The sequence below is a fragment of the Streptomyces sp. NPDC059897 genome, from assembly GCF_042730865.1.
In the GTDB taxonomy this organism is placed as follows: Bacteria; Actinomycetota; Actinomycetes; order Streptomycetales; family Streptomycetaceae; genus Streptomyces.
In genome coordinates this window covers 36,132-55,044 of sequence record NZ_JBHWKQ010000049.1, presented here as the reverse complement: position 1 = coordinate 55,044, position 18,913 = coordinate 36,132, and the positions used below count along the sequence as shown (strand labels likewise).

Below are 18,913 nucleotides of genomic sequence, written 5' to 3'. Positions count from 1 at the left end.
GCCCCCGCACGGGGCACCGCCGCCCGCGTGCCCGCGCTCAGGCCTCGCTCGGCTTCTCCGAGTCGACACCGCCGCGTTCCTTGCGCCATCCGCCGCGCGTGAAGTCGGGGATCTGCTGCGGCGCGCCCTTCGCCTTGATCGAGAGGTGGCTCAGCGGCACCGGCGAGGTCCAGGTGGCGGCGTCGTACACGTCGAAGTCCGGGACGAGCCCGAGGCGCATCGTCTGCATCAGGCGGAACACCATGATGTAGTCCATGCCGCCGTGCCCGCCGGGCGGGTTCGCGTGCTCCTTCCACAGCCAGTGGTCCCAGTCGGCGTACTTCGCGAAGTCGCCCCAGGCGTCGTTCGTGTGGTCGGGCTCGATGTAGATCCGCGCCGGGTAGTCCTCGAACACGCCCTTGGTGCCGCCGAGTTGGTTGATCCGCGAGTACGGGTGCGGGGTGCTGACATCGTGCTCCAGACGGATAACCCGGCCCTTCGCCGTCTGGACCAGGCTGATCGTGCGGTCCGACTCGATGTACGTCTCCTTCCAGCTCGGGTCGCTCTTGGGCATGTGCTCCTCGCGGTACTCGGCGAGGCCGAGGGCGGGAGTGCCGAAGCTGGAGATGTGGGTGACGCGGTCGCCGCGGTTGACGTTCATGTAGTTCGCGACCGGGCCGAAGCCGTGGTTCGGGTACAGGTCGCCGCGCAGCCGCGTGTGCCACAGGCGGCGCCACGGGCCCTCGTAGTAGTCCGGATCGAACATCAGGCCGCGCAAGTCGTGGTTGTAGGCACCGGCGCCGTGCAGCAGGTCACCGAACTTGCCCGCGTGGGCCATCCGCAGGACGCGCATCTCATTGCGCCCGTAGCAGCAGTTCTCCAGCTGCATGCAGTGTCTTCGGGTGCGCTCGGACAGGTCCACCAGCTCCCACAGCTGGTCCAGCTGGAGCGCGATGGGGCACTCGACGCCGACGTGCTTGCCGTTCAGCATCGCCGTCTTCGCCATCTCGAAGTGCCAGTCCCACGGCGTCGCCACGTACACGAAGTCGATGTCACCGCGCTTGCACAGGTTCTCGAAGTCGTGATCGCCCTTCACATAGCTGGCGGGCGCGGGCTGGCCCGCCGCCGTCACCTTCGCCGCCGCCTTGGCGGTCTTCTCCTTGACCGGGTCGCACAGGGCGACGACCTGGACGCCCGGGATCGCCAGGAAGAGGTCGATCATGCTGCCGCCGCGGTTGCCGAGGCCGACGATGCCGACCCGGACCGTGGACCGCCGCTGGAACGGTACGCCGATCATCGTGTCGCCCTGCCGGGCCGGCGCCGCCGCGGTGGTGGCCTCGGCCGCCCCGGACGCACCGGCGCCGGAAGCCTCCGCGGCCTGCGCGGGTGAGGTCGAACCCAGCCCGACGAGCCCGAGTCCGGCGCCTGCGGCACCCGCGGTGCGCAGCACGTCGCGGCGGGACCGGCCATCGGGTTCGGGAGAGTCGAGAGGGCTGCGCTCGTTGTCGTGCATCGGACCTCCAACAGGGTGGATGCGGTGCCGGGAGCAAGCGCAAGCCACCCTGCTGGGAGTGAGAGCAGGGGCGCAAGAGGTCTAATCGGACGGGTAGTTGGACTTCTGGCATCGGGTCTTTGGACTCATGTGAGGACCAAGTGACGCGCCCTCACGCGCGGGCCGCGTCGCTGCGGCGCGTCGCCCGCTCCAGCTCGACCAGCACCGAGTAGTACGAGCGGCCTGTCGCATGGTCCATGCCGACCTCGCACATCCGGTTCGCCGACAGATGGGCGTCGTACGCGCGCGATGTCACCTCCGCGGCCTCCTTCGCTGTGGCGGACTCGGTCAGCTCCTTGTGGAGCATGCCCCGGTCGCCCGCGAAGCCGCAGCAGCCCGCGTCGTCCGGCAGCACCACCTCGTCGGCGCAGGCCTCGGCGACGGCTCTCAACTGAGCCACGTCGCCCAGGTGTTCCATCGAGCACGTCGGGTGCAGCACGGCCGAGCCGATCGTGCGCTCGACGGTGAGCCGCGGCAGCAGCTCCTCCGCGGCCCAGACGAGGGAGTCGACGATGGTCAGCTCCGCGTGCAACTCCCGGTTGTCGTCGGTGAGATACGGCACCACCTCGTGCGCGATGCCGAGCGTGCACGAGGAGGCGTCCACCACGAGGGGCAGCCGGCCGCCGCCGGTCCAGGCCCAGGCCGACTCGACGATCCGGTTCGCCATCACCGTGTTGCCCTCGTCGTAGCCCTTGGAGTGCCAGATGGTGGCGCAGCACGTCCCGGCCACATTGTCCGGGATCCACACCGGCTTGCCCGCGCGCGCGGAGACCGCGACAACGGCCTGAGGCAGCGATACGTCGCCGGGGGTGCCGAAGATGCGGTTCACGCACGCCGGGTAGTAGACGGCCGAGGCGCCCACGCGCGCGGTACGCGGTAGCTTCCGGGCCGCCGCGGCAGGTACCTCGGGCAGCCATTCGGGCACCAGGTCTGGCCGGATCGCCTTGCGCGCGGCGCCCGTCAGGGCCGTCAGGAGGCGGTCACCGATCTTGTCGGCCGCCGCCACGGCGAGCCTGGCCGAGGCCTCCACCGCCTTGAAGTTCTTCGCGGCGAGCGCGGCGGTGCGCTCCTCGCGCGGCGAGTGCCGGGCGTGCCGGAAGGTCTTCATGAACGCGCCCGTGTCGATGCCGACCGGGCAGGCCAGCTTGCACGTGGAGTCGCCGGCGCAGGTGTCCACGGCGTCGTACCCGTAGGCGTCGATCAGCTCTTCCTCGACCGGTGAACCCGACGCCTGGCGCATCATCTCGCGGCGCAGCACGATCCGCTGGCGGGGTGTGGTCGTCAGGTCCTCGCTGGGGCACGTGGGTTCGCAGAAGCCGCACTCGATGCACGGGTCGGCGATCAGTTCCACCTTCGGGATCGTCTTGAGGCCCCGCAGATGGGCCTTCGGGTCGCGGTCGAGCACGATGCGCGGCGCGAGCACCCCGTCCGGGTCGATGACCTGCTTCGTGCGCCACATCAACTCCGTGGCCCTGGCGCCCCATTCGAGCTCCAGGAAGGGGGCGATGTTGCGGCCCGTCGCGTGCTCCGCCTTCAGGGAGCCGTCGAACTGGTCGACCGTGAGGCGGCAGAACTCGTCCATGAACGCCGCGTACCGGCCCACGTCCTCGGGCCTGCCCGCGTCGAACGCCAGCAGGAAGTGCAGATTGCCGTGCGCCGCATGGCCGGCGACGGCGGCGTCGAAGCCGTGCCGCGTCTGGAGTTCGAGCAGTTCCTCGCAGGCCTCGGCGAGCCGCGCGGGAGGCACCGCGAAGTCCTCCGTGATCAGCGTCGTACCCGAGGGGCGTGAGCCGCCGACCGCCGTCACGAACGCCTTGCGCGCCTTCCAGTAGCCCGCGATGGCTTTCGCGTCCCGCGTGAACGCGTTGGTCACCGAGGCGACGGGCGCCACGAGTTCGAGCCCTTCGAGGGCCTTCGCCGCCGCGTTCTCGTACGCGGCCTGTGCGGTCTCGTCCGGGGCGCGGAACTCCACGAGGAGGGCCGTCGTCTCCTTGGGCAACTCCGCCCAGTCCTGGGGCACGCCCTGCACGCTGACCGAGGCGCGCAGCGTATTGCCGTCCATCAGCTCGACGGCGATCGCCCCCGCCTCGTTGAAGACCGGCACCGCCGCCGCGGCCGCGGGCAGGGACGGGAAGAACAGCAGCGCCGTCGACACCTTCCGGTCCAACGGCAGGGTGTCGAAGACGACTTCGGAGATGAACCCGAAGGTGCCCTCCGAACCCACCATCAGGCCGCGCAGGATCTGCACCGGCGTCCCGCCGTCGAGGAAGGCGTCGAGCCGGTACCCGTTCGTGTTCTTGATCTCGTACTTGGCGCGGATCCTGCCGGTGAGCTCCGCGTCCTGCTCGATCTCCCGCTTGGTCGCCAACAGGCCCTCGCACAGCGCCGGTTCGGCATGCGCGAGATCGTCGTCCGCGCGAGGGTCACCCGTGTCCACGACCGTGCCGGACGGCAGCACGAAGGTCAGCGAGGAGACCGTCCTGTACGAGTTCCGGGTCGTGCCCGCCGTCATCCCCGACGCGTTGTTCGCCACCACCCCGCCGACCGTGCAGGCGATCGCGCTCGCGGGGTCGGGGCCGAGCACGCGCCCGTGCCGCGCGAGCGTGGCGTTCGCCCGCACGATCGTGGTGCCCGGGCCGATCCGGGCGCGCGAGCCGTCGCCCAGCACCTCGATGCCCGCCCAGAACTTACGGACGTCGACGAGGATGTCCTCGCCCTGCGCCTGCCCGTTCAGCGACGTGCCCGCCGCGCGGAAGACGACCTCGCGGCCCTTGCCGTGCGCGTAGGAGAGCACCGCCGACACGTCGTCGATGTCCTCGGCGACCACCACGACCTGCGGCACGAAGCGGTACGGGCTGGCGTCCGACGCGTAGCGCACCAGGTCCGAGATCTTGGTGAGCACCTTGTCCGCGCCGAGCAGCTCCGTCAGCTCCGAGCGCAGTGGCTCGGGAGTGCCACCGGCCTGCCGGTCCGCGACCCGGTCGGGCGCCGGCCCCGACGGACGGGGCCCGGGACGCAGGGCTTCCGGCTTCGGCTCCAGCAGCGGCATGGCCTCTCCTCGCTCAGCAGTCGCGGTCGTGCGGGGACCCGAACAGCGTGTTCAGCAATACCGTCAGCTGCGCTCGCTGCTCCTTGTCCAATGGGGCCAGGATCTCCTCTGCCGCCGCGCGGCGCGCGCTGCGCAGCTCCCGCAGGGCGGCCCGGCCCTTGTCGGTGAGCTCGATCCGGATGACCCGCCGGTTCGTGGGATCCGGCGCGCGGCGCACCAGATCGGCTGCCTCCAGACCGTCCACCGTCGTCGTCACGGCGCGCGGGACCACCTCCAGGCGCTCGGCCAGATCGGCCATGCGCGGCGGCGTCTCGTAGTGCACGAGCGTGCGCAGCAGCCGGGACTGCGCGGGGGTGATCCCGACCGGCTCCAGCTGGCGCCGCTGTATCCGCTGCAGGCGGCGGGTCAGCCGCAGCAGCTGCTCGGCGAGGAAACCGTCGGCGTCCGGTGTCTTCATGCCGGGAACATTAGCAGGACCTTGTGCATTGTGAATAGAGGTAACAATGCATTATGCTCCTCGAAGTCGAATCCCAGAGGTGCCTAGGAGGCCCATGCCCCGCGACGAAATCAAGTGGACGCCGCCTCCCGATGCCCAGGCATCGGGCCAGCCGCGGCAGATCCGCCGCATCCTGTCCCTGTTCCGCCCCTATCGCGCCCGGCTCGCCCTCGTCGGCCTGCTGGTCGCGGCCGCGTCCCTTGTCACGGTCGCGACGCCGTTCCTGCTCAAGGAGATCCTCGACGTCGCCATCCCGCAGGGCCGCACCGGGCTGCTCAGCCTGCTCGCCCTCGGAATGATCGTCAGCGCCGTCGTCACGAGCGTCTTCGGCGTTCTGCAAACGCTGATCTCGACGACCGTCGGCCAGCGCGTCATGCACGACCTGCGCACGGCGGTCTACGGCCGGCTGCAGAGCATGTCCCTCGCCTTCTTCACCAAGACCCGCACGGGCGAGGTCCAGTCCCGCATCGCCAACGACATCGGCGGTATGCAGGCGACCGTGACCTCCACCGCGACGTCCCTCGTCTCGAACCTGACGAGCGTCGTCGCCACGGTCGTCGCGATGATCGCCCTCGACTGGCGTCTGACGATCGTCTCGCTGCTTCTGCTGCCGGTCTTCGTGTGGATCAGCCGCCGGGTCGGCCGCGAGCGCAAGAAGATCGCCACGCAGCGCCAGAAGCAGATGGCCGCGATGGCGGCCACGGTCACCGAGTCGCTCTCCGTCAGCGGCATCCTGCTCGGCCGCACCATGGGCCGCGCCGACTCCCTGACCAAGTCCTTCGCCGACGAGTCGGACGAGCTGGTCGGTCTGGAGGTCAGGTCGAACATGGCGGGGCGCTGGCGGATGGCCGTCATCAGCATCGTCATGGCCGCCATGCCCGCGGTCATCTACTGGGCTGCCGGCATCGCCCTGCACTTCGGTGGCCCCACCGTCTCGATCGGCACGCTCGTCGCGTTCGTCTCGCTCCAGCAGGGCCTGTTCCGGCCGACCGTGAGCCTGCTGCAGACCGGCGTCCAGATCCAGACCTCGCTCGCCCTGTTCCAGCGCATCTTCGAGTACCTCGACCTGCCGGTCGACATCACCGAGCGCGAGGACCCGGTGCGCCTCGACACCGTCAAGGGCGAGGTCCGCTTCGAGAACGTCGAGTTCCGCTATGACACGGACGATGCCGCCGGCGAGCGCCAGGACGCGATCCTCGACGGCATCGACCTCACCGTCCCCGCGGGCGGCAGCCTCGCCGTCGTCGGCCCCACCGGCTCCGGCAAGTCCACGCTCAGCTATCTCGTGCCGCGGCTCTACGACGTGACGGGCGGCCGCGTCACCCTCGACGGGGTGGACGTACGCGACCTGGACTTCGACACCCTCGCGCGCGCGATCGGCGTGGTCTCACAGGAGACCTATCTCTTCCACGCGTCCGTCGCCGAGAACCTGCGGTTCGCGAAGCCCGACGCCACCGACGAGGAGCTGTTCGCGGCGGCCCGCGCGGCCCAGATCCACGAGCACATAGCCTCCCTGCCGGACGGCTACGACACCGTGGTCGGCGAGCGCGGTCACCGCTTCTCCGGTGGCGAGAAGCAGCGCCTGGCCATCGCCCGCACCATTCTGCGGGACCCGCCGGTGCTCATTCTCGACGAGGCGACCAGTGCGCTCGACACCCGCACCGAGCACGCCGTGCAGGAAGCCATCGACGCGCTCTCGGCCAACCGCACGACGCTCACGATCGCGCACCGCCTCTCCACGGTCCGCGGCGCCGAGCAGATCGTGGTTCTGGACTCCGGTCGCATAGCCGAGCGGGGTACGCACGAGGAACTGCTCGACCGGCAGGGCCGATACGCGGCGCTGGTCCGGCAGGACGCGCGCGTGGAAGCGGCGGCGTGACAAGGGTCGTGGCCGGTCCGGACAAGGGGTGTGTCGGGACCGCTGACCGACCCCCGCTGCCCGCCCCGATGCCTGGCCCGATGTCCGGTCCGACACGGCATCGGAGCGAACGGCGGGGAGAGAGACCGTGAGGGAGTCGAGGAGGTCGGAGATATGTCAGGGATGTTCTGACGCCCGGGTTACCGTTCCGCCATGCAGACCGAGACTCCCCGACGGAGCACGACGCGACTCACGCGCCGAGGACGCATGGCCATGACGGTGACCGGGGCCGTCGTGGCGGCAACCGCCGTCGCCGTACCGCTGGCACTGGCGGGTGAGGACGAGCCGAGCCGCGTTCTGGCCATTCCGGAGGGCTGGCGTTCCGGCCAGGTGTACGAGGCCGTGGACAAGGCGCTCGACGTACCGGCCGGCACGACGAAGAAGGCGGCACCCAAGGCGCACCTCAAGCTGCCGGGCGACGCGGGTGGCAACGCCGAGGGGTACCTCTTCCCGGCGACGTATCCCTTGGACGACACGTCGACCCCGCAGTCGGTCCTTTCGTACATGGTCGACACGGCCAACAAGCGGTTCGGCGGCAGCGGCACCACCGCGGGGGCCGAGCGCAACGCCGTGAATCCCTACCAGCGCGTGATCATCGCGAGCATCGTGCAGGCCGAGGCGGACAACAAGGAGGACATGAGGAGGGTCGCCCGCGTCATATACAACCGGCTCGACCACGACATGCCGCTGCAGATGGACTCCACCATCAACTACGCGCTGGGCCGCTCCACGCTGGACACCACCCACGACGACACCAAGATCAACAATCCGTACAACACCTACGCGCGCAAGGGGCTGCCGCCCACTCCGATCGGTAACCCGGGGGAACAGGCGATGCAGGCGGCGACCAGGCCGGCGTCGGGCGACTGGCTGTACTTCGTTACGGTCAAGCCGGGGGACACACGCTTCACGGCGGACCTGTCCGTGCAGGAGAAGAACGTGGCGGAGTTCAACGAGAACCAGGCGAAGGCCAGGAAGGACGGCTGAGGGGACCCGCGCCTCGTCGCCCCGTCACCGCACCGCCTCTCGCCGTAACCGATGGGCCGCACCGCCTCTCGCCGCAACCGGTGGGCCGCACCGGCTCACACCGCGACCGGTGTCCTGCGCCCCAGCAGTCGCTCGATGTCGCGGACCGCGGCGCGCCCCGCACGGTTCGCGCCGATGGTGCTCGCCGAAGGGCCGTAACCGACCAGGTGGACGCGGGGGTCGAGGGCCGCGTGCGTGCCCTCCATCCGGATCCCGCCGCCGGCCTCCCGGAGCTTCAGCGGTGCCAGATGCTCGATGGACGCCCGGAAGCCGGTGGCCCAGAGGATCACGTCGGCCGCCACCTCCTGCCCGTCGTCCCAGGCCACGCCGGTCGGTGTGATCCGGTCGAACATGGGGTGCCGGTCGAGGACACCGTTCGCGCGGGCCTCCCGCACCGCATCGTTCACCGGCAGCCCGGTCACCGACACCACGCTCAACGGCGCGAGCCCCTGGCGTACCCGCTCCTCGACCATCGCCACGGCGGCCCGCCCCTGCTCCTCGCCGAAGGGGCCCTCGCGGAAGACGGGCGGCCGGCGCGTCACCCAGGTCGTCGAGGCGGCGTACGGCGCGATCTCCATCAGGTGCTGCGTCCCGGAGGCCCCGCCGCCCACGACCACGACCCGCTGACCGGCGAACTCCTCGGGCCCCTGGTACTGCGCGGTGTGCAGTTGCCGCCCGCGGAAGGTCTCCTGCCCCCGGTAGCGCGGCCAGAACGGCCGGTCCCAGGTGCCCGTCGCGTTGATCAGAGCGCGCGTCGACCACACCCCGTCCGAGGTCTCGACGAGAAGCCGCCCACCCTCGCCCTCGCGCACCGCCCGCACATCGACCGGGCGCCGAACGCGCAGGTCGAAGGCCTCCTCGTACGAGGTGAAGTAATCGGACACGACCTCCGACGACGGGCGCGCGGGGTCGGCGCCCGTCAGCTCCATGCCGGGCAGCGCGTGCATGCCGTGCACCTTGCCGTACGTGAGCGAGGGCCACCGGAACTGCCAGGCGCCGCCCGGCCGGGGCGCGTGGTCGAGGACGACGAAGTCCCGCTCCGGCTCGAAGCCGACACGGCGCAGGTGATAGGCGGCGGAGAGGCCGGCCTGACCGGCGCCGACGACCACGACGTCGACCGCTACCTCGCCCGCGCCCTCGACGTCGGGCTCGACCGGGCGCGCCTGAGCGGTGAAGGTGTCGTCTCGTACCCCAATGTCGTTCACGTTTCTACTAACTCCATCGGGGTGCGAGATCTTCCCGCCCGCACAAGCCGCGGGTCACGTCCTGGCCCCGAACCTCACGCTTTCAGGACCCCTTCCCGTACGTGCGCGGGGCGGTGGTGGAGGGCGGCAGCTCACCGTTGAAGCGTGTGTCGACGTACTTCGAGAAGTCGACCTTGCGCGGAATCAGCTTCAGCGCCGTGAACGCGTCGGCGATCTGCTGCTCGGAGGCGATCACGTTCTTGTCGACGGCGACCGTGACACGTGTGCCGTTCGTACGCCGCACGGCGTCGTACGCCGCCCCGTAGGGCAGTCCGGTGTCCTTGGACCACACCTTCGCCCACGCTTGCGGATGCTTGAAGACCCAGTTCTGGGCGCGCCGCAGCCGGTCGAGATAGTCCTTGATGGCGGCCGACTTCTTCTTGTCGGCGAGGGCGCCGGGGGCGGCGACCTGGAAGGCGAGCCCGTTGGTGACACCGTCGCCGTCGGTGAGCACGCGGCCGAGCTTCGCGCGCAACGCCTGCGAGGTGTACGGGTCCCAGACGGCCCACGCGTCGACCTTGCCCGCCGTGAACGCGGCCAGCGCGTCAGCCGGTTGCAGATACTTGAGCTTCACGTCCCGCAGCCCGAGCCCGACCTTCTTGAGCGAGGCGACGAGCTGGTAGTGCGCGGACGACCCCTGGGCCACGGCGATCGACCTGCCCTTGAGTTCTGCCGGACTCTTCAGCTTCGAGTCCTTCGGAACGAGGATCGTGTCGCCCTTGGCGGTCCCGTGACTGGCGGACACGACCTTGATCTTCGAGTCGGCACCGGCGGCGAAGACGGGTGGTGTGTTGCCTACGCCGCCGATGTCCACGGCCTTGGCGTTGATGGCTTCGAGGAGCGGCGGCCCCGAGGTGAAGGTGGACCAGCGGATCTTGTAGTCCAGGTCGTCGAGCTCACCGGCGGCCCGCAGCACGGCCTCCGAACCGCCCTTCTGGTCACCGACGTTGAGGGTGAGCGAACCCTTCCCGTCGGTGCCACCACTGGACCCGCCGGCCCCGCCGGCGCCGGTGGACGTGCTTGCGGTGGAGGCGCCGGAGCAGGCGGCGAGCAGGAGGGCGATCGGGGTGAGGAGGGCGCCGGCTATGAGGGGGCGTCGCATGCCAAGTCCGTTCAGAATGAGGGCGTTTGATGTCTTGCGGAAGCGGACGAAAGAAGGGAGGGGGGCGGTGGAGGTGTGTCAGTGGGTCGAGGTGTGTCAGTGGGAGGACTCGTCCACACCCAGTCGGTGCAGCAGCTCCGCACGCAGCTCGGCGAAGCGCGGATCGGTGAGCTCGCGCGGCCGCTCCAGATCGATACGGGCCTCGTGGGCGATGACACCGTCGTCCATGACGAGGACCCGGTCGGCGAGCAGTACCGCCTCCTCGACATCATGTGTCACCAACAGAACGGCACAGCCCCGCCGTTGCCACAGCTCGCCGACCAGCCGCTGGGCCTTGATCCGCGTCAGTGCGTCGAGTGCGCCGAACGGTTCGTCGAGCAGTAGCAGGTCGGGTTCGCGCACGAGGGCGCGGGCGAGCGAGGCGCGCTGGGCCTCGCCGCCGGAGAGTGTCTTGGGCCAGGCGTCCGTACGATGCCCGAGCCCCACCTCGTCCAACGCCCGCTCGGCAGCGGCGCGTTCGGGTTTTCCGGGCAGGCCGAGCAGTACGTTGCGCCACACGCGCTTCCACGGCATGAGCCGCGGCGCCTGGAACGCGACGGCCTTGCGCCGTGGCACCAGTACGGTGCCGCCGATGTCGCGGTCGAGCCCGGCGAGGATGCGCAGCAGCGTGGACTTGCCGCACCCGCTGCGCCCGAGGAGCGCCACGAACTCCCCTGGCTGAATGTCGAGTTGAAGGTCCTCGATGACGGCGCGCCCGTCGAAGGACCGGCTGAGGCCTTCGACGTGCACGGCGGAACCGGTGCCGAGGGCGGTTTCGGGGGAGTGGGTCACCGGCCGGTGAACGTCGGTCGCCATTGCAGCAGCACCCTTTCGAGAGAACGGACGACGAAGTCGGCGAGCAGGCCGAGGAACGCGTAGACGATCAGGCAGACGACGATGACGTCGGTGCGCAGGAAGTCCCGGGCCTGCACCATGAGGAACCCGATGCCGGCGTCGGCGTTGATCTGCTCGGCGAAGACGAGCGCGAGCCACCGATACCGAGCGAGTACCGCAGCCCGGTCATGGCTCCGGGCAGCGCGCCCGGCAGCACGACATGCCGTACGAGCCCCCACCGGCTGAGCCCCAACGACTCCCCGGCCTCGATGAGTTGGGCGTCGACGCCGCGAATCCCGGCGTACACATTCAGATACAGCGGGAAGGAGACCCCGAGGGTGATGATGGCGACCTTCGGCGCCTCACCGATGCCGAACCAGATGATGAACAGCGGGATCAGCCCGACGAACGGCACGGTCCGCAGCATCTGCACACTCGCGTCGACGAGATCCTCGCCGACCCGGAACAGCCCGGACACCAGCGCGAGCCCCACCCCCACGACGACACCGCACAACAGCCCGACGGCGACGCGCTGCAGCGAGACACCCATGGCCGCGGGCAGCGACCCGTCGGAGACGAGATCGGCCCCGACACGCGCGATGGTGCCCGGCGACGCAAGTACCTCGGGCGTCAACACCCCTACGGATGTGAGGACTTGCCACGCTACGAGAAGCAGTAGCGGCCCACTGGTGCGGCGCAGCCAGCGCGGCACACGGGTGCGCCGGGTGGAGGAGGGGATGAGGGGAACGAGCTCGGGCGGCGACGCCGGGGATCCGGGCGAGCCGCCGGAATCGGCGGGCGCGCCCTGTTTTCCGGCAGGGGAAACGGGCGGAGCATGGCTGATGCTCATGGCACTCCATGGCAGGTGAGGGCACACCTCGGCGTCAGCGGGCGCGCGTCAGCGGCGCACCGTCACGGCCGACACCGAGGTGGCAACGAAAGAAGAGGGTGAGGAAAACCCCAGAGACGAGGGGCGAGGCGAAGCGAGAGAAGAAGGGCGTCAGCAGCCGAAACGACACGCGGCAGAGGCCACCCGCAGCAGGTCGATGTGACCGCGCGTGGTGAGCATGGCTGAACGCAACATGCGGCAGAACTTATCCACTTGTCGACCCACGGTCAACATCGTCTCAGCGCGTGGACCGCGTTCCCGGAACCCGGCCCGGCCCGCCGCGGGCGGAAGCGTGTCGACGGAGGGACAATGGCCCCATGTCAGACGTCTTCACGACCCGAGTCCTGGACCTCACCACCGGCTCCGCCGAGCGCATCGTCGACCTCACCCGCGACTGCGAGTCCTTCCTCCGCGAGGCCGCCCACGGCCGCGACGGCCTCCTCAACCTCTTCGTCCCGCACGCCACGGCCGGCATCGCCATCATCGAAACGGGCGCCGGCAGCGACGACGACCTCCTCGCCGCCCTCCACACCCTCCTCCCCGCGGACGACCGCTGGCAGCACAGCCACGGCTCCCCGGGCCACGGCCGCGACCACGTCCTCCCGGCAATCGTCCCGCCGCATGCGACGTTGCCGGTGGTGGACGGAGGGCTGGAACTGGGGACGTGGCAGTCGGTGTGCTTGGTGGACACCAACAAGGACAACGCGAACCGGAAGGTTCGGCTGAGCTTCTTCGGTGGGTGAGCCGATCTGACTTCACGGTAGACGGGAAGTCCGGCCGCACCAACCGGATACGCGAGCCGCGTGCCCTCACCTGCACCAGCCCTGCCCGGGCATTTCTCTGTCTGAGGCGGGATTTGAACCCACGCCCCTTCGTCCCGAATGAGGTTCGGGAGGGGACGGGGCCAGCGGATCTGCTGTTTTGCCTGATCAGAGCGTTGGCCTGGGATTGGCCCGGTGAGTCTCGCAGGGGTTTGGGGAGCGGGTTGGCTCCCAGATGGCTCCCAGCCGACGCCAGCGTTATCCCTTCACGACAGCACACCAACTGCAGGTCGAGACGGAGCAGCTGCACTGGGACTACCTCTGTGCCCCGCCGCCTGTCCTGATCAAGCCAGCGCAGGAGACACGCCTGCTCCTGCCCTTGACGTGGTCGCAGTCCCGCAGCCTGCTAGAGGGAGAGCCCGCTGTTTGGTACCGCCCTCATCTCTGGCGTCGTCTACTCGTCGACGGTCCCCATCTGAAGGAGCTGGAGAGGCCGGGTTGCTCGCCTCCGGGCGTCGTGGCACCTGGGCCCGCTACCGTGTCGAGCCATCGGTTCGCGTAGCGCGATGGGGCAGATGCTGGACACCTGGGGCTGAGCCGTCCGGACAGGCCGCCCGGAAAGGCTGGTGAGTCCCATGAGTATGTCGTCGCTGGACCGTCAGGCGATTCACGAGGAGCTGGAGCGGGCTCGTATGACGTTTCACCGGCTCCTCGACGACGCGGGCGATGCCGACTTGCGCCGGGCCACCGAGGGCACCCGGTGGACCAACGAGCAGCTGCTTTTCCACATGCTGTTCGGCTATATCCTCGTCCGGCCGCTGATGGTCCTACTGCGGATCTTCGGGCGGCTGCCGCGGGGCGTCGGCCGGGGCTTCGCCCGACTCCTCAACTCCGGGGTCAAACCCTTCGACGTCGTGAACTACCTGGGCCCTGTGGGCGGCGCGAGAGTCCTGGGGCGACGCCGCATGGGAACCGTGTTCGACCGTGTGATCGCGTTCCTGCACCATCGGCTCGACACCGAACGGGAGGGCGACTTCGCGCTGGCCATGCCCTACCCCACTCGCTGGGATCCGTTTTTCCGCGACGTCATGACCCTCGCGGACCTCTACCACTACCCGCTCCAGCACTTCGAGTTCCATCGCCAGCAGCTCACCCTGGCCAACGATGACCACTGACCGAGGGAAGGCTCCCACCCCGTAGCGACGCCGAGCAGGAGGCGTAAGCAGAGTGAGCGACGACGGCCGGCGCGCGACGCCAACGTCACCGGCCGTAGCTGAACCCTCCTCCCCATCACGTCGACGTCGGGTGATCACAGAGAGAACAGCTCTTCCTGGTGGATCTCGACGACGTCCCGTCGCGGGTAGAACAGCCCGAGGAGCATGAACGTCTTGGGTCGCTTGGCGAGGTTGCCGACGAAGCAGTGGACGGCGCGGTCCGGGGTGAACATCCGGGTGAACCAGCGTTCGCGCAGTTTCTCCTCCACGTCCTCCGGCCCGTACTGACGCAGGAACTTGCGGTACGACTCGCCGGCCTCCCAGTCTCTGAGCGCCAGGTCGTGCCCGGTGCAGCGGGAGTCGTTGCAGCTGAAGCGGTAGCGGAACTCCAGCGGAACCCATTCCAACTGGCGCAGGTCCTGGTCGAGAAGGTCCATCTGGTCGGCCAGAGCTGCTTTGGATACGGGCCAGGGCTCGGCGGGCTCGAACCGGAAGCGGATGTTGTCCCCCGGGCGGAAGATGCCGAGGGACGTACCGTGCTCCTCCTGGTCGCGCTTGATGGCGCACAGGGACGGGGCGATCAGTGGGCGGACGATCGCGTGGCGCTCGCGCCAGCCGTCGCTCGTGCCGATCCTGTCGATGACCTTGAGGGTGTCCAGGTTCGGGCGCAGGCTCTCGGGCCGCCGGTCCTGTTGGTGACGGCGGACGTCGACCTCGACGATCGCGTACTTGGCGAACTGGCTCTGTTCTTCGAGGAGTCGGAAGGGGACGGGGAAGAGGCGGACATGCTCGGGGCTGTCGCAATCGAGCCGTATCCCGGCGACGCAACTGGTCTCGCGGTACTTCGCGGACAGCTCCGGATACGTCTTGACTGTGATCATGATGCGCGCCCGCTGCCACGCTCCGGCCATGCCCCGCCCCCCCGGTCCGTATCGCCTGGACCAGATTGGAAATGAGCGGGTTCGCACACGCAAGAGTGCGGTCGTGCGCGGTAGTTGAAGTCAGGCCAACGGGCTGACGGGTAGTGATGTGCGCTTGCGCAGGGTCTCCAGGACGACGTGGCGGTGGCAGCGCTGTTGGTCCTTCTCGAAGCACAGCACCGCGACTCGGGCCTGAGCTGCGTGTTCCGCGAGTTCGTCGAGGTCGGCCTGGGCCGCTTCGGTGCGCAGGAGGCTGCGAAAGCGGGCTCGGCCCTCGCTGATGCGCCCTTCCCAGAAGGGGGCCCTGTTGTCCTTCGGGTTCCCGAGGGCGCGTAGGTGGATGTAGGCGATGCCGGCTTCGTCGAGGGCGTTGCCGAGGCGGGTCTTGCTGAAGCCGGGTTTGCGGCTGATGGGGGTCAGGCGGACGTCGGCGACCATGCTGATCTGGGCTTCCAGCAGGGAGGCGACGAACGAATCGATGTCCCGTCCCTCGTATCCGGCGGACCACAGCCCGGCCTCTGGCCCTTGCGCCTGCCGGAACAGTTCATCGAGTGAGACCCCGAGCACCTCGGCCAATGCGCCAACGGTGAAGAAACCTGGCTGAATTGCTCCCCCGCCCTCAAGGCGCGCCAGCGTCGCGGGCTGGATGCCGGCTTCCTTTGCCAGGCGCTCTGGCGTCCATCCGCGTTCCTCGCGCAGGGCGCGTACGCGGGCGGCCAGCGTCCGTGCCGGGGAGCAGGCGGAGGGAATTAAGGGGCGATCGGCCATGGACCGGGATCCTAACTTCCGCCGGAATCACACAGCTAGTTACCCGCATGCGCTTCCGCCAGTCGCTCGCGCGAGCTAGTTGGTTCCCTGCTGTCACCTGATGGCCAACTTCAACAAGATCCATCTATATAGATGCCTGGCTATAATTCATCCGCGATGAGCCCTCCGTACACCGTGGGTTCATATAGCCAGACTTCGATCCAAGGTGTCCGAACGGAGCGCCTAGCGCGCCGATCCGCTCGCCGGCGCAGCCCGGCTGACACGAGGGTCGAGAGTCGTGAACATTTCCACTTCCATGCGCCGGGCCACAGCTCCGTTGGCCCTGACGGCGGCCGTGTTGCTGACTGCGAGTGCCTGCGGCGGTTCCGACGCGGGCTCGGGCGGGGACGGTGACGAGCTGTCCGGGACCATCAAGGTGGACGGCTCCAGCACGGTGGCCCCGCTGTCCACGGCGGCGGCCCAGCTGTTCCAGCAGCAGAACTCCGGGGTGAAGGTCACCGTGGGCACGTCCGGCACAGGTGGCGGCTTCGAGAAGTTCTGCGCCGGCGAGACCGACATCTCCGACGCGTCGCGTGCCATCGAGGACGACGAGAAGGCGGCCTGCGACAAGAAGGGCATCAAGTTCGAGGAGTTCCAGGTCGCCAACGACGGCCTGTCGGTCGTGGTCAGCAAGGACAACGACTGGGCCGAGTGCCTGACCGTGGCGCAGTTGAAGAAGATCTGGGAGCCGGGTTCGAAGGTGAACAACTGGAACCAGATCGACCCGAAGTTCCCCAGCCAGAAGCTCGAACTCTTCGGCGCGGGAACCGACTCGGGCACCTTCGACTACTTCACCGAGGCCATCAACGGCGAGGAGGGCAAGTCCCGTACGGACTACAGCCCGAGCGAGGACGACAACGTCACCGTGCAGGGCGTCTCCGGCTCCAAGGGTGGCATGGGCTACTTCGGCCTGTCGTACTACGAGGAGAACAAGGACAAGCTGAAGGTCCTGAAGGTCGACGGCGGTGACGGCTGCGTCGCACCGGACAAGAAGACGGTGCAGGACGGCAGTTACAAGCCGCTGTCCCGGCCGCTGTTCATCTACCCGAAGGCGTCCTCGCTCGACAAGAAGGAGGTCACGGCCTTCGTCGAGTTCTACGTCGAGAACAACGCCGACATCGCCTCCAAGGCCCAGTTCGTGCCCCTGAACAGCGAGCAGGAGGCCGAGCTGAAGAAGGACCTGCAGACGCTGAAGGAACAGCACAAGTCATGAGGAAGGGCCGGCCAGGTGGGCTGCGAGCCGTCACGGGAACCCCCGGCTTCCTGCGGCGCTCGCAGCCTCGCTACGGCGAGAAGGTCATCAAGGTCCTGCTGGTGGCCGCCTCGCTGGTCTCGGTGCTGACCACCATCGGCATCGTCATCGCCCTGATCCCTCCGGCCGTGGAGTTCTTCGGGAAGGTCGACTTCGGGGACTTCATCACCGGCACCGAGTGGTCACCGCTGTTCAAGCCGCCGCACTTCGGCGTCATCCCGCTGGTGACGGCGACGCTGATGGTCACGCTGATCGCACTCCTTGTCGCCGTGCCACTCGGTCTCGGCGCGGCCGTGTACCTGAGCGAGTACGCCAGTCCGCGGGTACGGAAGATCTTCAAGCCGATGCTCGAGGTGCTCGCGGGCATCCCCACCGTCGTCTACGGCTTCTTCGCCCTCAAAGCCATCACTCCGCTTCTGAAGGACATCTGGCCGGCGGACGAGGGCGGGCCGCAGGTCTTCAACGCCCTGGCAGCGGGCTTCGTCATGGGCATCATGATCATCCCGACGATCGCCTCGCTCGCCGAGGACTCGATGAGCGCGGTGCCGCGCGCCCTGCGCGACGGCGCCTTCGCGCTCGGCTCCTCGCGGATGCAGGTGTCCACACGGGTCGTGTTCCCGGCCGCGCTGTCGGGCATCGTCGCGGCCGTCGTGCTCGGCATCTCCCGGGCGATCGGCGAGACGATGATCGTCGCCATCGCGGCGGGCGGCCGTCCGAACCTGTCCTTCAACCCCCTTGAGGGGATGCAGACGATGACCGCGTTCATCGCCGCCGCCGGGATCGGGGATCTGCCGACCGGCTCCACCGGCTACCAGACCATCTTCGCGGTCGGCTCGCTGCTGTTCGTCATGACCCTCGTGATGAACCTGGTCAGCATCCGTCTGGTGCGCAAGTACCGGGAGGTGTACGAGTGATGAGCCATGTCATCGACCATGAACCGGCCCTCGCCGACGTCCCCGACGCGCCCCGCCTCAAGGGCAGCGGCACCCCGTGGCGCGAGCGGTTCTTCCACCTGAGCCTGTGGGCCTCGCTCGCCGTCGGCGTCGTCTTCCTCGCCGGCCTGCTCACCTACGTCGTTGTGGAGGGCTGGTCGCGCCTGGACTCCCGGCTGTGGACCAACTTCCCAGACCTGATCAACCCGTCCAACAGCGGCGCCCAGTCAGCCATCATGGGCACGATCTGGGTGATCGCCTTCACAGCCCTGTACTGCCTGCCGACCGGCGTGCTCACCGCGATCTACCTGGAGGAGTACGCCGACCCGGACCGCTGGTGGAACCGCGCGATCGAGATCAACATCCAGAACCTGGCGGCCGTCCCCTCAATCGTCTACGGCATCCTCGGGCTCGGCATCATCTCCCGCGGCCTCGGCTTCGGCCAGACCGTGCTCACCGCCTCGCTGACCCTCTCGCTGCTCGTCCTGCCGGTCGTGATCATCTCCTCGCGGGAGGCGATCCGCGCCGTGCCGCAGTCCATCCGGCAGGCGTCGCTCGCGCTCGGCGCGACACAGTGGCAGACGATCTGGCGGCAGGTGCTCCCGGCGGCCGTGCCCGGCATGGCCACCGGCTCGATCCTCGCGCTGTCGCGGGCGATCGGTGAGGCGGCGCCGCTGCTGCTGCTCGGCGGGCTGACGTTCATCACCTTCAACCCGACCGGTGTGGAGAGCTCGTTCACCGTGCTGCCGATCCAGATCTTCAACTGGATCAGCCAGTCGCGGGCCGAGTTCACCGCGCTCGCCTCCGCCGCGATCGTCATCCTCCTGGTGATCCTGCTGGCGATGAACTCCCTGGCCATCTGGCTCCGCAACCGCTACTCCCGCACTTGGTGAGCGCCA

General features: G+C 68.9%; 16 protein-coding genes and 1 pseudogene. 7 read left to right on the top strand and 10 right to left on the bottom strand.

Translation table 11 applies throughout. The features are described from left to right. Window positions 1–37: 37 nt before the first annotated feature. The 3 genes from ACFV9W_RS34275 to ACFV9W_RS34265 form a co-directional block, all read right to left on the bottom strand. The gene (locus tag ACFV9W_RS34275) at window positions 38–1,492 is read right to left on the bottom strand and encodes a Gfo/Idh/MocA family protein (protein ID WP_385769056.1); all 1,455 of its coding nucleotides are present in this window, start codon (window positions 1,490–1,492) and stop codon (window positions 38–40) included. Between the two features lie 151 nt (window positions 1,493–1,643). Further along, the gene (locus ACFV9W_RS34270) at window positions 1,644–4,580 is read right to left on the bottom strand and encodes an FAD-binding and (Fe-S)-binding domain-containing protein (protein ID WP_385769054.1); all 2,937 of its coding nucleotides are present in this window, start codon (window positions 4,578–4,580) and stop codon (window positions 1,644–1,646) included. A 13-nt stretch (window positions 4,581–4,593) separates the two neighbouring features. Then, entirely contained in the window at window positions 4,594–5,037 is a 444-nt protein-coding gene (locus tag ACFV9W_RS34265; RefSeq protein ID WP_385769052.1) for a MarR family winged helix-turn-helix transcriptional regulator, read from the bottom strand. A 94-nt stretch (window positions 5,038–5,131) separates the two neighbouring features. Between ACFV9W_RS34265 and ACFV9W_RS34260 the strand changes: the two genes are divergently transcribed. Next, the gene (locus ACFV9W_RS34260) at window positions 5,132–6,955 is read left to right on the top strand and encodes an ABC transporter ATP-binding protein (RefSeq protein WP_385769050.1); all 1,824 of its coding nucleotides are present in this window, start codon (window positions 5,132–5,134) and stop codon (window positions 6,953–6,955) included. Between the two features lie 192 nt (window positions 6,956–7,147). Then, entirely contained in the window at window positions 7,148–7,981 is an 834-nt protein-coding gene (mltG, locus tag ACFV9W_RS34255; protein ID WP_385769048.1) for an endolytic transglycosylase MltG, read from the top strand. A gap of 95 nt (window positions 7,982–8,076) precedes the next feature. Here mltG and ACFV9W_RS34250 read toward each other — a convergent pair whose 3' ends face one another. The 5 genes and pseudogenes from ACFV9W_RS34250 to ACFV9W_RS34230 form a co-directional block, all read right to left on the bottom strand. After that, window positions 8,077–9,129: an NAD(P)-binding domain-containing protein gene (locus tag ACFV9W_RS34250; RefSeq protein WP_385769064.1), complete on the bottom strand. Its 1,053-nt coding sequence runs from the start codon at window positions 9,127–9,129 to the stop codon at window positions 8,077–8,079. 178 nt (window positions 9,130–9,307) lie between these two features. Then, window positions 9,308–10,366, bottom strand: coding sequence for an ABC transporter substrate-binding protein (locus tag ACFV9W_RS34245; RefSeq protein WP_385769047.1), 1,059 nt, complete (start codon window positions 10,364–10,366; stop codon window positions 9,308–9,310). Window positions 10,367–10,462: 96 nt separating this feature from the next. Beyond that, window positions 10,463–11,221: an ABC transporter ATP-binding protein gene (locus ACFV9W_RS34240; protein WP_385769045.1), complete on the bottom strand. Its 759-nt coding sequence runs from the start codon at window positions 11,219–11,221 to the stop codon at window positions 10,463–10,465. Beyond that, a pseudogene (locus ACFV9W_RS34235) lies at window positions 11,194–12,089 on the bottom strand (ABC transporter permease). Before ACFV9W_RS34235 ends, ACFV9W_RS34240 begins: the two are co-directional and overlap by 28 nt. A 150-nt stretch (window positions 12,090–12,239) precedes the next feature. Further along, on the bottom strand, window positions 12,240–12,308 hold the full coding sequence (locus ACFV9W_RS34230) for a putative leader peptide (protein ID WP_372341211.1): 69 nt from the start codon (window positions 12,306–12,308) through the stop codon (window positions 12,240–12,242). 137 nt (window positions 12,309–12,445) lie between these two features. Between ACFV9W_RS34230 and ACFV9W_RS34225 the strand changes: the two genes are divergently transcribed. Then, window positions 12,446–12,871: a secondary thiamine-phosphate synthase enzyme YjbQ gene (locus ACFV9W_RS34225; RefSeq protein ID WP_385769043.1), complete on the top strand. Its 426-nt coding sequence runs from the start codon at window positions 12,446–12,448 to the stop codon at window positions 12,869–12,871. A gap of 653 nt (window positions 12,872–13,524) precedes the next feature. After that, window positions 13,525–14,064: a DinB family protein gene (locus ACFV9W_RS34220; RefSeq protein ID WP_385769041.1), complete on the top strand. Its 540-nt coding sequence runs from the start codon at window positions 13,525–13,527 to the stop codon at window positions 14,062–14,064. Window positions 14,065–14,198: 134 nt separating this feature from the next. Here the strand turns inward: ACFV9W_RS34220 and ACFV9W_RS34215 are convergent, their stop codons facing one another. Further along, a complete protein-coding gene (locus ACFV9W_RS34215; protein ID WP_385769039.1) occupies window positions 14,199–14,984 on the bottom strand; it encodes a hypothetical protein in 786 nt (261 codons plus the stop codon). Between the two features lie 120 nt (window positions 14,985–15,104). After that, window positions 15,105–15,791, bottom strand: a complete 687-nt coding sequence (locus ACFV9W_RS34210; RefSeq protein WP_385769037.1) for a DUF488 family protein — start codon at window positions 15,789–15,791, stop codon at window positions 15,105–15,107. 277 nt (window positions 15,792–16,068) lie between these two features. Between ACFV9W_RS34210 and ACFV9W_RS34205 the strand changes: the two genes are divergently transcribed. The 3 genes from ACFV9W_RS34205 to pstA are packed head-to-tail and all read left to right on the top strand — an operon-like array spanning window position 16,069 to window position 18,907. Further along, the gene (locus ACFV9W_RS34205; protein ID WP_385769035.1) at window positions 16,069–17,043 is read left to right on the top strand and encodes a PstS family phosphate ABC transporter substrate-binding protein; all 975 of its coding nucleotides are present in this window, start codon (window positions 16,069–16,071) and stop codon (window positions 17,041–17,043) included. Next, window positions 17,040–17,996 (top strand): phosphate ABC transporter permease subunit PstC, encoded by a 957-nt coding sequence (gene pstC, locus ACFV9W_RS34200; protein WP_385769033.1) that lies wholly within the window; start codon window positions 17,040–17,042, stop codon window positions 17,994–17,996. The genes ACFV9W_RS34205 and pstC overlap by 4 nt, the downstream gene beginning before the upstream one ends. Further along, window positions 17,996–18,907: a phosphate ABC transporter permease PstA gene (gene pstA / locus ACFV9W_RS34195; protein WP_385769031.1), complete on the top strand. Its 912-nt coding sequence runs from the start codon at window positions 17,996–17,998 to the stop codon at window positions 18,905–18,907. The genes pstC and pstA overlap by 1 nt, the downstream gene beginning before the upstream one ends. Window positions 18,908–18,913: the final 6 nt, after the last annotated feature.

Coding starts and splice junctions, on each gene's coding strand:
- ACFV9W_RS34275 (WP_385769056.1), bottom strand. CDS start 1,492: ATGCACGACAACGAGCGCAGCCCTCTCGACTCTCCCGAACCCGATGGC.
- ACFV9W_RS34270 (WP_385769054.1), bottom strand. CDS start 4,580: ATGCCGCTGCTGGAGCCGAAGCCGGAAGCCCTGCGTCCCGGGCCCCGT.
- ACFV9W_RS34265 (WP_385769052.1), bottom strand. CDS start 5,037: ATGAAGACACCGGACGCCGACGGTTTCCTCGCCGAGCAGCTGCTGCGG.
- ACFV9W_RS34260 (WP_385769050.1), top strand. CDS start 5,132: ATGCCCCGCGACGAAATCAAGTGGACGCCGCCTCCCGATGCCCAGGCA.
- mltG (WP_385769048.1), top strand. CDS start 7,148: ATGCAGACCGAGACTCCCCGACGGAGCACGACGCGACTCACGCGCCGA.
- ACFV9W_RS34245 (WP_385769047.1), bottom strand. CDS start 10,366: ATGCGACGCCCCCTCATAGCCGGCGCCCTCCTCACCCCGATCGCCCTC.
- ACFV9W_RS34240 (WP_385769045.1), bottom strand. CDS start 11,221: ATGGCGACCGACGTTCACCGGCCGGTGACCCACTCCCCCGAAACCGCC.
- ACFV9W_RS34225 (WP_385769043.1), top strand. CDS start 12,446: ATGTCAGACGTCTTCACGACCCGAGTCCTGGACCTCACCACCGGCTCC.
- ACFV9W_RS34220 (WP_385769041.1), top strand. CDS start 13,525: ATGAGTATGTCGTCGCTGGACCGTCAGGCGATTCACGAGGAGCTGGAG.
- ACFV9W_RS34215 (WP_385769039.1), bottom strand. CDS start 14,984: ATGATCACAGTCAAGACGTATCCGGAGCTGTCCGCGAAGTACCGCGAG.
- ACFV9W_RS34210 (WP_385769037.1), bottom strand. CDS start 15,791: ATGGCCGATCGCCCCTTAATTCCCTCCGCCTGCTCCCCGGCACGGACG.
- pstC (WP_385769033.1), top strand. CDS start 17,040: ATGAGGAAGGGCCGGCCAGGTGGGCTGCGAGCCGTCACGGGAACCCCC.
- pstA (WP_385769031.1), top strand. CDS start 17,996: ATGAGCCATGTCATCGACCATGAACCGGCCCTCGCCGACGTCCCCGAC.